The sequence below is a fragment of the Micromonospora sp. NPDC047753 genome (assembly GCF_040642735.1).
Lineage (GTDB): Bacteria > Actinomycetota > Actinomycetes > Mycobacteriales > Micromonosporaceae > Micromonospora.
Genome location: NZ_JBEYSL010000011.1, coordinates 16,330 through 28,127 on the forward strand (window position 1 = coordinate 16,330; position 11,798 = coordinate 28,127).

Below are 11,798 nucleotides of genomic sequence, written 5' to 3' on the forward strand. Positions count from 1 at the left end.
GTGGGGGAGGGCTCAGCCCTCGAAGACGCCGGCCGCGACCAGGCGCTTCTCGGTGGCCTCCCAGCCGTCACCCGGGTGGGTGGCAGCCAGGTTGTTGATCTCCGCCCGGATCTTGGCGGCGTGGCCGGCGGCGGCCAGAACGCGGATCTCCTCGACGAAGGCGTCGGAGTCCGTGCGCAGGTGCGCGGTCTTGCCGTTGGTCAGGTTCCGCACGTAGGCGTGCTTGCCGCCGTTGAGCGGGATGAGGTACTTGAACTCGCCCAGCACGCTGAGGGCGCCACCCTGGCCAGCCTGGCCGGCCCGGACTGACGCGCGCGCGGTCTTAGAGGTGTTGCTCGCCACGGAGGTACTCCTTGCAAGACGTACGGGAGGACTAGACGTCCGGGGGCTGTGTGCGGGTCGTACGTGACTCGGCCCGCGAAGGTGTAACGCGGCATAAGCCGCCGGTGGAACTGTACAGGACCACGACATCATGCTGGTCGTCGCGGTGTCCTGAGAGGCAACGGCGACCACCCGTCCGGCTATTCCACCCGGCGTTTTTTCCGATTCCCTGGCGCACCACGCGTCACAGGAGTCATCATGTGTTGCAGCAGCCACCTGGGTGGACGAGGTCGTAGGGGAAGACGCACCTCGCTCTCCGGGAGGTCACCGTGCCAACGCGTGGCGTCGTATACGTCCACTCGACCCCGCTCGCCGTGTGCTCACACGTCGAGTGGGCGATCGCGCGCGTCCTAGCCGCGCCGGTCAACCTGCAGTGGACGGCTCAGCCCGTCGACCCCGGCGCACGCCGGGCCGAGTGCGGGTGGACCGGTCGTCCGGGGACGGGCGCCGAGCTGGCTGCTGCCCTACGGCAGTGGCCCATGATCCGTTTCGAGGTCACCGAGGAGCCGAGTCCCGGCGCCGACGGTGAGCGCTTCATGTACGTGCCAGCCCGTGGCCTGTTCCGGGCGACGGTCGGTGTGGCCGGCGACATCCAGCTCGGCGAGGACCGGCTCCGGGCGCTGATGGCGGCCTCCCGGGCTCCCGAGGCCCTGGCGCACGCCCTCGACAAGGCGCTCGGCACGGCATGGGATGCTGACCTGGAGCCCTACCGGTACGCCGGCGACGGCGCCCCGGTGACCTTGCTCACTCGGGTCGGCTGACTCGGTCGGCGGACCGCTGGCCGTACGCCATCGCGCCGGTGACGACCGGTAAGGTCAAGTTGCCCCGATAAGGGAGAAGCTGGTGGGATGGGCGACGTGTCGAATCGCCCGTGGCGCGCCAGTGTCGCTGTCGCCGCCCTGACCGCCCTGCTCGTCTCCGGCTGCTCAGGTGACCCGGAGCGCCCCACGCCGACGCCCAGCCCCGTCGGGACGTCGGCGGGCCCGAGCGTCCCGCCCGCGCCGCCGGCCAGCGACCCCGCCGGCCGCGCCGCCGCGCTGGTGGCGACGCTGTCCGACGAAGACCTGGTCGGCCAGGTGCTGATGCCGTACGCCTACGGCGACTCGGCGACGAAGGTCTCCGCCGGCTCGGCGGCCGGCAACCAGGCCCTCGCCGGGGTGGACACCCCCGCCGAAATGATCGCCAAGTACCGACTGGGTGGCCTGATCCTGGTCGGCTTCAGCGCCGACGACCCGACCAAGGGCAACCAGGAGACCACGAACGTCGACAACCCCAAGCAGGTGCACGAGCTCACCACCGGGCTGCGTACCGCCGCCGGTCGGCTCGCCGCCGGTTCGGCGCCGCTGCTCATCGGCACCGACCAGGAGTACGGGGTCGTCACCCGCGTGACCGACGGTGTCACGGTGCTGCCCAGCGCCCTCGCGGCCGGCGCGGCCGGTGACCCGAAGCTCACCGAGGCCGCCTGGCGGGCCGCCGGCGCCGAGTTGGCCGCGATGGGCATCAACATCGACTTCGCCCCGGTGGCCGACGTGCTGGCCACCCGCAGCACCGTGATCGGCTCCCGGTCCTACGGCTCCGACCCTAAGCAGGCCGCCGCGCAGGTGGGCGGCGCGGTCCGTGGCCTCCAGGCGGTCGGGGTCGCGGCCACCCTGAAGCACTTCCCCGGGCATGGCCACAGCGCCGACGACTCGCACCAGGACCTTCCGGTGCTGACCCAGTCCGCCGCGGCGTTGCAGAGCGGCGCGTGGCCGCCGTTCACCGCCGGGATGGACGCGGGCGCGATGGCCGTGATGTCCGGTCACCTGGACGCGCGCGCGATCGACCCGGGAACCCCGGCGACGTTCTCGCACAAGCTGCTCACCGACGTCCTGCGCGGCCAACTCGGCTTCAAGGGCGTGGTGATCACCGACGGGATGAACATGCCGCCCGCGATGCGCTGGGCACCCGGCGAGGCGGCGGTCCGGGCGCTCAACGCCGGTAACGACCTCATCCTGATGACCCCGAACGTCGGTCAGGCGTACGACGGGCTGCTCGCCGCGCTGCGCGGGGGGTCGCTGCCCCGGACCCGGCTGGTCGAGGCGGTCACCCGGGTGCTGACGATGAAGTTCCAGCTCGCCGAACTGCCGGCGGCGCAGATGTCCACGCTCAACACCCCGGCACACCGGGCGGCGGCCGACGCGCTGGCCGCTGCCGCCGTCACCGTGCTGCGTGGCGCCTGCGGCGGAGCGGTACGCGGGCCGGTCACCGTCACCTCGTCCGGCGGTCGGAGCGGCACCCGGGCCACCCTCACCGCCGCGTTGACCGCCGCCGGAGTGCAGGTCAAGCCCAGCGGCGGCACTGTCGTGCACCTGGTGGGCTACGGCGACGGCGCCAAGGACCTGAGCCCCGACGCGGCGATCACTGTCGCCATGGACACCCCGTACGTGCTGGCCGACGCGAAGTCACCGAGGCTGTTGGCCACGTACTCGTCCAGCCGGGCATCGATGACCGCCCTGGCCGCTGTGCTCGCCGGCAAGGCCCGGCCGGGCGGCCGGTCCCCGGTCACCGTTCCCGGACTTCCCGCGACGACCTGCGCCAGCAACTGAGCCAACGGGGCCGACCTCAGCCGGCAGCCGTGAGCCCGCGCACCGCGAGCCGGTACGCCGGCAGCACGTCGGTCCGTTCGGTGATCAGGCCCTCGTTGACCGCGAAGACCAGCGTCTGCCCCGCCGACTGAACGGCCAGCGCCCAGTTCCGCGCCGCCTCCTCCTCGGCCAGCGGGCTGGTGGCGAGCCAGGTCATCTCGGTGGCGTCGAGGCCGCCGGCGCGGAGGTCGCGGAACTGCTGGCCGGTGACCGTCTCGCCGGCTCCGGTGGCGAAGCTCTCCAGCGCGGCGCGCGGAGCGGCAGTCGGCGTGTCCGTCGCCCAGATCCGCAGGAACCCGCCGCCGGCCGGCCGGCCGTCCACCTCGCAACGCACTGTGGTGCCGCCGCGCTTGGTGAGCGCCTCGCCGACCAGCTCGGCCAGCTCACCCTTGGGAGGCTCGACAGCCTTCGCCGTCCACCCGTCGGCCAGCGGAAACGTCACCGGTACCGGGCAGGGGGAACCGGCGCCGCCGGTGGTGCCGCCGGACGCCGCCGGGGTCGTCTCGTCGTACCAGGGCTCGCCCGTGGCCTGTGGGGCCGGGTCGCCGGCCGCAGGAGCGGCGGCGTCGTCGCCGCAGCCGGCCAGCAGGCCGAGGATGAGCGCCGCCGACACGGCGACGCGGGTACGAGTGTCCATTGTGGTGATCCCCGTCAGTCGATCTTCAGTCGGCCCATCTAAGCCGCGCGGTCCCTCGACGTCAATCGGGATCGAGTGCCCGCGACGGAAATCCGGTCGCCTGCGCGCCGATCGGTCTGACAGCCTCACCCCATGGGAGCGGCAGCAGGATTCCGGCACGTACGACGGGCGGACGGCACCGTGGTGATCACTCACCACGGCCGGGTCGCCGGCACGCTGCGCGGCGCTCGGGCCGCCGAGTTCCTGGCCGAGGTCGACGACGACCCGCAGCTGGTGATGGCCCGCTGGACCGGCAACTACCGCCACGGCAACGAGCGCACCGCGAAGCAGCACCCTCGCAACCGGGGCTGAACGACGAAAGGGCCCCTCCTCTCGACGAGGAGGGGCCCTTTCGCAGGATCTCAGGGGCGGGCGAAGACCAGTGCCACGTTGTGGCCGCCGAAGCCGAACGCGTTGTTCAACGCGGCAGGGATCTCCATGTGACGGGCCTTGTGCGCGGCGACATCCAGGGTGAGGCCTGGCTCGGGGTCGTCGAGGTTGATCGTCGGAGGGACGACACTGTCGCGGATCGCCAGGATGGTGGCGATCGACTCCAGCGCACCGGCCGCACCGAGCAGGTGACCGGTCATCGACTTCGTCGCGGACAGCACCGGGTGGTCGCCGAGCGCCTTGTGCAGCCCACCGATCTCCAGCATGTCCCCGACCGGGGTCGAGGTGGCGTGCGCGTTGACGTGCACGATGTCCCGCTTCGCCACGTCCGCGTCGGCGATCGCCTTGGCGATGGCCCGGATCGCGCCCTCGCCCTCGGCGTGCGGCTGCACGATGTCGTACGCGTCGGAGGTGATGCCGGCGCCGGCGAGGCGCGCGTACACCCGGGCGCCCCGGGCCGCGGCGTGCTCGGCCCGCTCCAGCACCACGATGCCGGCGCCCTCGCCGAGGACGAAGCCGTCCCGGCCCCGGTCCCACGGGCGGGAGGCCCGCTCCGGGTCGTCGTTGCGGGTCGACATGGCCCGCATCGAGCTGAAGCCGGCGATCGGAAGGGGGTGGATGACCGCCTCGGTGCCGCCGGCCACCACCACGTCGGCCCGACCGGAGCGGATGATGTCCAGACCGAGGGCGATCGCCTCGGCGCCGGTGGCGCAGGCGCTGGCCACCGAGTGCACGCCGGCCTTGGCGCCCAGCTCCAGCCCGACCCAGGCGGCCGGACCGTTCGGCATCAGCATCGGGATGGTGTGCGGGGAGACCCGCCGTGGGCCGGAGGCCTCCAGGATGTCGTCCTGGGCGAGCAGCGTGGTGGCACCACCGATGCCGGAGCCGACGCTGACGGCCAACCGCTCCCCGTCGAGGTCGGAGCCGGCGAGGCCGGCGTCCGCCCAGGCCTGCTGCGCCGCGATGATCGCGATCGCCTCGGAACGGTCCAGGCGGCGCAGGCGGACCCGGTCCAGCACCTCGGACGGCTCCACGGCCAGCTGGGCGGCGATCCGGACCGGCAGTTGCTCGGCCCACTCCTGGGTGAGGGCACTCACCCCGGAGCGGCCGGCGAGCATTGCGTCCCAGGTCGACGCGACGTCCCCGCCAAGCGGGGTCGTCGCGCCGAGCCCGGTGACGACGACGTCTGGACGACTCATGATCAGGACTGCGCCGCGATGTAGCTGACAGCGTCGCCGACGGTCTTCAGGTTCTGCACCTCGTTGTCCGGGATCTTGACGCCGAACTTCTCCTCGGCCGCGACCACGACCTCAACCATGGAGAGCGAGTCGACGTCGAGGTCGTCGGTGAAGGACTTCCCCTCGGCCACGTCGTCCGGGTTCACCCCGGCAACCTCTTCGAGGATCTCGGCGAGGCCGGTGGTGATCTCGTCACGGGTCATTGCGGTTGGTTCCTTTCATCGGGGTTCTCCGGCGGCCGGCGTCGCCGACCGCCAATCCTGGACGCGTACGCGCCCGAGGGGGTCATCAGGGGCAGCGGACAACCTGACCGGCGTAGGTCAGGCCGCCGCCGAAGCCGAACAGCAGCACCGGTGCGCCCGAGGGCACCTCCCGGCGCTCGACCAGCTTGGACAGGGCCAGCGGCACGCTCGCCGCGGAGGTGTTGCCGGACTCGACGATGTCCTTCGCGATGATCGCGTCGGGGATGTTGAGCCGCTTGGCGATGCCGTCGATGATCCGGGCGTTGGCCTGGTGCGGCACGAACGCGGCCAGCTCCGACGGGTCGACCCCGGCCCGCTCGCAGGCCTGCAGCGCGAGCGGCGCGATGGCGGTGGTGGCCCAGCGGAACACCGCCTGCCCCTCCTGCTGGATGTACGGGCGCCAGCCCTCGATGCGGACCGCGTCGCTCTTGTCCGGCACCGAACCCCAGACGACCGGGCCGATCCCGGTCGGCTCGTCGTCGGCGGTGGCGGAGACCACCGCGGCACCGGCCCCGTCGGCGAAGATGATGCAGGTGGAGCGGTCGGTCCAGTCGGTGAAGTCGGACAGCTTCTCCGCGCCGATGACGATCGCGTTGCGCGACGCCCCGGCCCGGATGGCGTGGTCGACGGTGCCCAGCGCGTACGCGAAGCCCGAGCAGGCGGTGTTGAGGTCGAACGCGCCCGGCGCGGTGATGCCCAGCTTGCCGGCGACCCGGCAGGCCACATTGGGGCTGCGGTCGATGGAGGAGCAGGTGGCGACCACGACCAGGTCGATGTCGGCGGCGGTCAGGCCCGAGTTGGCCAGTGCCTTGCCGGCAGCCGCGGCGGCCATGTCGGCGACCGTCTCACTGTCGGCGATCCGCCGGCTGACGATGCCGACCCGGTCGCGGATCCACTCGTCGTTGGTGTCGACGAGCTGGGCGATGTCGTCGTTGGTCACCACCCGGGAGGGCTGGTAGTGCCCCATCGAGACGATGCGACTGCCAGTCATGAACGGCCTCCGATACGGGCGATCAGGTCCCGTGCGGCCGGCAGGTCGTCCGGGGTGTTGAGGGTGACGATCTCCGGGGCGCCGTCGCCCTTGAGTTCCCGCTTGACCAGGCCGGCGAGGGTGCCGGCCGGGGGTAGTTCGATCACGCCGGTGACCCCGAGGTCGGCCAGCGTACGCATGCACAGGTCCCAGCGCACCGGCGCGGTGACCTGACGAACGAGGCGCCGCACCATGGCCGCGCCGTCGTCGACAGCGGTGCCGTCGAGGTTCGACAGCAGGGTGCGGGCCGGGTCCGCCGGGGTGATCCCGGCGGCTTCGGCGGCGAGCGCGGTCTCCGCCGGAGCCATGTACGGGGTGTGGAAGGCGCCGGCCACCTGCAGGCGGATGATCCGGGTCCGGGTGGGCGGCGCGGCGGCGAGCTTGTCGAGCCCGTCCAGGGCACCCGCGGCGACGATCTGACCGGCGCCGTTGCGGTTGGCCGGGTAGAGCCCGTTCGCCTCGATCGCGGCGATCACCTCGTCGGGATCACCACCGAGCACCGCGGCCATTCCGGTCGGCTCCAGCGCACACGCGGCGGCCATCTCCCGGCCGCGCACGCCGGCCAGGGTGATCGCGGCGTCGGCCGACAGCACACCGGCCAGGGCGGCGGCACCCAACTCACCGACGCTGTGGCCGGCGGTGACGGCGACGCCGTCCAGCGGCAGGTGCTCGGCCGCGAGCAACGCCGCGGCGACCAGCAACGGCTGGGTGCGGGCGGTGTCCTTGATCTCGTCGGCGTCGGCGTTGGTGCCCAGGTGCAGCAGGTCGACCCCGGCCAACGCCGACCAGTCGCGCAGTCGCGCCTCAGTGCCGGTCAGGTCGAGCCAGGGGGTCAGGAAGCCGGGTTTCTGAGAACCCTGGCCGGGACTAAGTACGGCGAGCACGTCTATGACTCTCCCGGATAATGGCGGGTAACGCGGTGCCGCCTTCGACCAAACCACACTAGGACCTTTAGAGGTTTCCTACAAAGATCGGCGGGGATCATCCTCGGTTTGGGCGGATTTCCGAGTAGCCGGGGTCATTGTCTGAGTCGGGACCGGCGAGGCCAGCGGGGTGACCGGATCCAACCGACCCACGGTCAGCGCGACCTGAAGGGCGAACGCGTCGCGCGGCGACAGTGGCGAGAACCCGGTCACCTCGGCGATCCGGCGCAACCGGTAGCGCACCGTGTTCGGGTGCACGAACAGCGCCCGGGCCGCGCTCTCCAAGGTGCCACCGGCGGCCAGGAAGGCGTCCAGGGTGGCCAGCAGTTCCCCACCGGCGCGCACCAGCGTCGCGTACACATCGTGACGCAGCCGCCGACGGGCCTCGGTGTCGCCGGCGAGGGCCCGCTCCGGCAGCAGGTCCGCGGCCGGCACCGGCCGGGGCGCGCTCGGCCAGGCCGGTGCGGCCCGAAAGCCGGACAGCGCGGCCCGCGCCGACTCGGTCGCCTCGTCCAGGCTCGGTACGGCGGGACCGACCACCACCGGGCCGTCCCCGAACGCGCTCAGCAGCTTCGCGGTGGCGGTCAGCGGGTCAGGTGCGCCGCCCAGCACGATCACCAGCCGGTCGCCGTGGACGCCGCCGATCACCTCCACGCCGATCCGGCGGGCCTGCCGGTAGACCACGTGCAGCACCGCGGAGACCTCGCCGCCGGGCGACCGACCGACAGCCACCGCCACCGGCGGCGCGTCCGCCCAGCCGAGAGCGGCGGCCCGACTGGCGAGGACGTCCGGCGAGTCACCGCGCAACAGCGCGTCGACGAGCAGCGCCTGCAACCGGGCGTCCCAGGCGCCACGCGACTCGGCGGCCCGCGCGTACACCCGGGCGGCGGAGAACGCGATCTCCCGGGAGAAGCGCAGCACCGCCTCGCGTAGCTGCTGCTCCTCACCTTCAGCGGCCAGGTGCGACACCTGCTCCTCGACCACGTCGATCGTCACCTTGATCAACGCCACGGTCTGCTGGAGGGTGATCGACCGGGCCAGCGCCTGCGGGGCGGCGGCGAAGACCTCGTCCGAGACCTCCTGGGTGCTGTCCGCGGTGCCGCCGCCCTCGCGCAGCCACTGCACCAGCGACCTCGCGCCCGCCTGCGCCACCAGCATCACCCAGGAACGCTGGTCGGCCGGCAGCGCCCGGAACCAGGGCAGCGTCTCGTCCATCCGGGCCACGCTGGAGGTGGCCAACGCCCCCGCCGATCGTTCGATCCGGCGCAGCGTGGCCGACAGCTCCCCACCGCCCGGCGTGCTCACCGCCCTAGCCTGACACGTCGTGAGCAGGCCAACCACGCCGGCACCGGTCCGCCGCGTACCCAGTGGGCCGGTCTCACGACTGCGGGGGAGCGGGCAGGCCCACCTCCTGGGCCAGGATGGCGGCCTGCACCCGGCTGCGTAGGTCCAGCTTCGCCAGGATCCGGCTCACATGGGTCTTCGTGGTGCTCTCCGCCAGCACCAGCCGATCGGCGATCTGCTGGTTGGACAGACCCAACCCGAGGCAGGCCAGCACGTCACGCTCACGCGGGGTGAGGGTGTCCAGCGCGGCCCGCGTGTCAGCCGACGCACCCGGCGCGGTGGCCGCGAAGGCGGTGATCAACCGACGGGTCACAGTGGGCGCGATGAAGCCGTCGCCCCGCGCCACCGTCCGCACCGCGCCGACCAGGCCGTCGGCGTCGGTGTCCTTGAGCAGGAACCCGGCCGCCCCGGCCCGCAACGCCCCGAAGACGTACTCGTCCAGGTCGAACGTGGTGAGCACCAGCACGTCGGCGAGCCCTTCGCTGACGATCGCCCGGGTCGCGGAGATCCCGTCCCGGCGCGGCATCCGCACATCCAGCACCGCCACGTCGGGGCGCAACTCCCGGCACAGGCGCACCGCGGCGTCGCCGTCGGCCGCCTCGCCGACCACCTCGACACCCGCCGAGCCGTTCAGGATCAGGGCCAGTCCGGCTCGTACCGCCGGCTGGTCGTCGGCGAGCACCACCCGTACCGTCGCCGGGGCCGTGTCGTCCGACGGCCGCGCCGGCCCGGTCACCCGCCCTCCCCGGTGGGCAGGGCCGCCCGTACCTGCCAACGGCCGTCGTGCGGCCCGGCGGTGAACCGGCCGGCCAGCAGCGTGGCCCGCTCCCGCATGCCGATCAGCCCGGCCCCGGCGCCCGGCAGCCCGGCCCCGCCCCCACGCACCGGGTTCTCCACAGTCAGCACCACCTCGGCCGGCCGGTACGCGATCGTCAGCTCCGCCTCACCAGTACCGTGCTTGAGCGCGTTCGTCAGGGACTCCTGCACGATCCGGTACGCGGCGAGGTCCACCCCCACCGGCAACGCGCCCGGCGTGCCATCGGTCCGGACCCGCACAGCGAGGCCGGCAGCCCGGACCCGGTCGACCAGTCCGTCCGCCTCGGCCAGCCGCGCGGTGACCACCTCCGGCGCGGCCGGGTCGGCGCTGGTCCCCGGCTCGCGCAGCACCTCGATCATCTGACGCATCTCGGCGAGGCCCTGCACGCTGCTCTCCCGGATCACCCGCAACGCCGACTCCACCTGACCGCGATCCAACCCGGGTACGGAGAGTACTGCGGTGGCGTGGATGGCCACCGCGCTGAGGTGGTTCGCGACCACGTCGTGCAGCTCCCGGGCCATCCGCGCCCGTTCGGCGCTGACCGCCTGCCGACGGTCCAACTCGACCAGCCGGGCGGTCTGCTCGGCCCGCGCCCGCTCGGCGGCGGCCTGATCTCGGTACTGCCGCACGCTGATGCCGGTCAGGACCGGCAGGAGGCCGACGAGCACCACCAGCACGCCGATGGCCACCCCGCTCCACTGGTCGGAGAGGATCACGCCGACGACCGCACCGAGCACGCTCAGCCCGATGGTCGCCCACAGCAGCCACCGCCACAGCCGTGGCGGACCGTAGACACAGGCGTCGTAGAGGACCTGCGTGTAGATCAGGATCGCGCCCAGCGAGCCCCCGAGCGCGATGTCCACCACCACTGCCACGGTGCCGACGGCGAGGCTGGCACGCGGGGCGGCGCGGCGCAGACCCACCGCGACGCACATCGCCAGCAGCGACGGCAGGAACAGGACCGCGGGCACGTCCGGGTGCGGACGGATCTGCGGTTGCCAACCCAGGGTCCACAGCACCAGCCCGCCGGCCAGCGACGCCCCGGCCAGCGCCAGGTCCCGGCCGCGAGTGCCGGAGCCGAGCCACGGTGGCGGACGCATGCCCCGATCCCACCACAGTCGCACCGGGTCGGAGTCCGACCGGGGGAGGAGACCGCCGCCCGCGACATGCGCCGAAAGGGGTACGCGGGCCGCGCCTCCCACGCCCTCTGCGTCATCGACCGGGCTGAGGGCGGGGCGCAGGCGCTCGCCCATCACGGCGTGACACTGCGGGCGCTCTTCGCCAGCGCCGACCTGGAGGCTCACCGCGCCCGCTGACCGCCGGTCCGCCGCGCCGCCGAACCTCACGGTGAACGACACGAAAAGAAGCTGTGAACTGCGTAACCGGCTCTCGCGCTCAGCGGCGTCTCCGGGGACCGGCCGGTCCGGACCCCGGGTACGCTGCGCGCGGCCCGTCGGTCCCGGCCAGTACGGTGACAGGGCACCTCGGGGAGCATTCGAGGGTGAGGCGAGCGTGAGGAGACCGGGGATGGCGCACGGGGAGGCCGAGCACGGCTGCGCCCAGGGCGAGCCCTGCCGGCCGGGGCACCACGACCCGCAGGCGGCTGGCAAGCCCCGCCGGCCGGTCGGCGGTGCGCCATCGCACCCGGTGGAGCCGTTGCCGGGGCGCATCGACGACGAGCCCGCGCTGCCGCGCCAGCGCTCTGCCGAGCCCGACTCGGACGTTCCCGCTGGTTGCCTCAGTGAACTTTCCGGCTGGGCCGGGGCGCACCGGCACGGCGCGGTCCGGCCGCGTCCACGAGCCACCCGCCGGGAGCGCCCACCGCGCCGCTGGTGCTGAACACCGCGTTGCAGTGCCCGGTAGGCACACCGCGTTGCAGTGCCCGGTAGGCACACCGCGTTGCAGTGCCCGGTCGGCACACCGCGTTGCAGTGCCCGGTAGGCACACCGCGTTGCAGTGCCCGGTCGGCCGACGCACCCGCTGACCAGCGAGTGCGTCGGACCGTCGCGTGTTGTTGCGGGTCAGCGAGAGCGTGACCTCAGCGCGTGCGCCAGCTCAGCGCGTGCGCCAGCTCAGCGCGTGCGCCAGCTCAGCGCGTGCGCCAGCTCAGCGCGTGCGCCAGCTCAGCGCGTG

13 protein-coding genes and 1 pseudogene are annotated in these 11,798 nt (G+C 73.1%); 5 read left to right on the top strand and 9 right to left on the bottom strand.

Translation table 11 applies throughout. The features are described 5' to 3' along the window. Positions 1 to 12: 12 nt before the first annotated feature. Positions 13 to 342 (bottom strand): hypothetical protein, encoded by a 330-nt coding sequence (locus ABZ749_RS02125; RefSeq protein ID WP_030330285.1) that lies wholly within the window; start codon positions 340 to 342, stop codon positions 13 to 15. Between the two features lie 308 nt (positions 343 to 650). Here ABZ749_RS02125 and ABZ749_RS02130 point away from each other — a divergent pair, with 308 nt between their 5' ends. After that, a complete protein-coding gene (locus ABZ749_RS02130) occupies positions 651 to 1,142 on the top strand; it encodes a DUF3145 domain-containing protein (RefSeq protein WP_091409261.1) in 492 nt (163 codons plus the stop codon). Between the two features lie 87 nt (positions 1,143 to 1,229). After that, a complete protein-coding gene (locus ABZ749_RS02135; RefSeq protein WP_357221899.1) occupies positions 1,230 to 2,966 on the top strand; it encodes a glycoside hydrolase family 3 protein in 1,737 nt (578 codons plus the stop codon). 16 nt (positions 2,967 to 2,982) lie between these two features. Here ABZ749_RS02135 and ABZ749_RS02140 read toward each other — a convergent pair whose 3' ends face one another. Beyond that, the gene (locus tag ABZ749_RS02140) at positions 2,983 to 3,642 is read right to left on the bottom strand and encodes a lipoprotein (RefSeq protein ID WP_357221901.1); all 660 of its coding nucleotides are present in this window, start codon (positions 3,640 to 3,642) and stop codon (positions 2,983 to 2,985) included. A gap of 132 nt (positions 3,643 to 3,774) precedes the next feature. Here ABZ749_RS02140 and ABZ749_RS02145 point away from each other — a divergent pair, with 132 nt between their 5' ends. Beyond that, positions 3,775 to 3,993, top strand: coding sequence for a hypothetical protein (locus ABZ749_RS02145; RefSeq protein WP_355008813.1), 219 nt, complete (start codon positions 3,775 to 3,777; stop codon positions 3,991 to 3,993). A gap of 50 nt (positions 3,994 to 4,043) precedes the next feature. Here the strand turns inward: ABZ749_RS02145 and fabF are convergent, their stop codons facing one another. From fabF to ABZ749_RS02180, 7 genes and pseudogenes are all read right to left on the bottom strand, one after another. Continuing rightward, positions 4,044 to 5,270, bottom strand: coding sequence for a beta-ketoacyl-ACP synthase II (gene fabF / locus ABZ749_RS02150; protein WP_124855678.1), 1,227 nt, complete (start codon positions 5,268 to 5,270; stop codon positions 4,044 to 4,046). Positions 5,271 to 5,272: 2 nt separating this feature from the next. Then, complete coding sequence (locus tag ABZ749_RS02155) at positions 5,273 to 5,512, bottom strand: acyl carrier protein (RefSeq protein WP_030330276.1); 240 nt, start codon at positions 5,510 to 5,512, stop codon at positions 5,273 to 5,275. An 85-nt stretch (positions 5,513 to 5,597) separates the two neighbouring features. Beyond that, a complete protein-coding gene (locus ABZ749_RS02160; RefSeq protein WP_238670069.1) occupies positions 5,598 to 6,542 on the bottom strand; it encodes a beta-ketoacyl-ACP synthase III in 945 nt (314 codons plus the stop codon). 14 nt (positions 6,543 to 6,556) lie between these two features. Further along, a pseudogene (locus ABZ749_RS02165) lies at positions 6,557 to 7,465 on the bottom strand (ACP S-malonyltransferase); the annotation flags it as partial. Between the two features lie 78 nt (positions 7,466 to 7,543). Continuing rightward, positions 7,544 to 8,845 carry a helix-turn-helix domain-containing protein gene (locus tag ABZ749_RS02170; RefSeq protein ID WP_357221903.1) on the bottom strand — a complete coding sequence of 434 codons (1,302 nt, stop codon included), beginning with the start codon at positions 8,843 to 8,845 and terminating at the stop codon, positions 7,544 to 7,546. Between the two features lie 37 nt (positions 8,846 to 8,882). Then, on the bottom strand, positions 8,883 to 9,584 hold the full coding sequence (locus tag ABZ749_RS02175; RefSeq protein ID WP_357221905.1) for a response regulator transcription factor: 702 nt from the start codon (positions 9,582 to 9,584) through the stop codon (positions 8,883 to 8,885). Beyond that, entirely contained in the window at positions 9,581 to 10,765 is a 1,185-nt protein-coding gene (locus ABZ749_RS02180) for a histidine kinase (RefSeq protein WP_357221907.1), read from the bottom strand. The genes ABZ749_RS02175 and ABZ749_RS02180 overlap by 4 nt, the downstream gene beginning before the upstream one ends. Before the next feature lie 66 nt (positions 10,766 to 10,831). Here ABZ749_RS02180 and ABZ749_RS02185 point away from each other — a divergent pair, with 66 nt between their 5' ends. Continuing rightward, positions 10,832 to 10,981, top strand: coding sequence for a hypothetical protein (locus ABZ749_RS02185; RefSeq protein WP_357221909.1), 150 nt, complete (start codon positions 10,832 to 10,834; stop codon positions 10,979 to 10,981). A 211-nt stretch (positions 10,982 to 11,192) separates the two neighbouring features. Further along, positions 11,193 to 11,504 carry a hypothetical protein gene (locus ABZ749_RS02190; RefSeq protein ID WP_357221911.1) on the top strand — a complete coding sequence of 104 codons (312 nt, stop codon included), beginning with the start codon at positions 11,193 to 11,195 and terminating at the stop codon, positions 11,502 to 11,504. Positions 11,505 to 11,798 lie beyond the last annotated feature (294 nt).

Coding starts and splice junctions, on each gene's coding strand:
- ABZ749_RS02180 (WP_357221907.1), bottom strand. CDS start 10,765: ATGCGTCCGCCACCGTGGCTCGGCTCCGGCACTCGCGGCCGGGACCTG.
- ABZ749_RS02160 (WP_238670069.1), bottom strand. CDS start 6,542: ATGACTGGCAGTCGCATCGTCTCGATGGGGCACTACCAGCCCTCCCGG.
- ABZ749_RS02140 (WP_357221901.1), bottom strand. CDS start 3,642: ATGGACACTCGTACCCGCGTCGCCGTGTCGGCGGCGCTCATCCTCGGC.
- ABZ749_RS02190 (WP_357221911.1), top strand. CDS start 11,193: ATGGCGCACGGGGAGGCCGAGCACGGCTGCGCCCAGGGCGAGCCCTGC.
- ABZ749_RS02185 (WP_357221909.1), top strand. CDS start 10,832: ATGCGCCGAAAGGGGTACGCGGGCCGCGCCTCCCACGCCCTCTGCGTC.
- ABZ749_RS02155 (WP_030330276.1), bottom strand. CDS start 5,512: ATGACCCGTGACGAGATCACCACCGGCCTCGCCGAGATCCTCGAAGAG.
- ABZ749_RS02135 (WP_357221899.1), top strand. CDS start 1,230: ATGGGCGACGTGTCGAATCGCCCGTGGCGCGCCAGTGTCGCTGTCGCC.
- fabF (WP_124855678.1), bottom strand. CDS start 5,270: ATGAGTCGTCCAGACGTCGTCGTCACCGGGCTCGGCGCGACGACCCCG.
- ABZ749_RS02145 (WP_355008813.1), top strand. CDS start 3,775: ATGGGAGCGGCAGCAGGATTCCGGCACGTACGACGGGCGGACGGCACC.